Annotated in this window: 1 pseudogene; it reads right to left on the bottom strand. The window is 57.8% G+C overall.

Features of this window, described 5'->3' with window-relative positions:
- Positions 1–493: pseudogene (locus NG42_RS23320) on the bottom strand (SGNH/GDSL hydrolase family protein); the annotation flags it as partial.

Here is a 493-nt window from a genome sequence, read left to right as displayed (position 1 = left end):
CCGACTGAATATAGTCACCGATTAACTGATGAGTCGCCGGGCCGGGATGCAAATGATCGGCAAACAGAGAGTTCTGTGCACTGGAGAAGCCCGGCGTCGCGACGCCACACACCGCCGCCGACACGCCTGGTGGACAGGCCATACCTGCAGTATTACTCAGACCGTAGCGCGCCGGGTCAGCCAGCAGTTCATTAAACAGGCCGTTAACATCGACACGCACGATATTACCGCCCATTTTTGCCAGATAACTCTCTTGCTGCTGATTGTAACTGGCGGTCAGCGCCGATGCCTGGCTGCTGATGTGTTGCCAGGCAGCAAGTAGTTGATCGGCTATCGCTTTTTGCAGTTCCGGCACCGAGGTTGCGGTTCCGGCGGCGGCAAATAACGCGTCGTAAATGGCCTGCTGTCGCGCTGCCATGTTTAAGGTGGTCTGGCTATTCAGCGACTGGAAAGCGGCGGACAGTGCCGCATCCGCCACCGGCGTCAGTCCTTT

The organism is Winslowiella iniecta (assembly GCF_001267535.1).
GTDB classification, from domain to species: domain Bacteria; phylum Pseudomonadota; class Gammaproteobacteria; order Enterobacterales; family Enterobacteriaceae; genus Erwinia; species Erwinia iniecta.
Note: the sequence above shows the minus strand (reverse complement) of the source record. Positions and strands in the feature narration are given on the sequence as shown.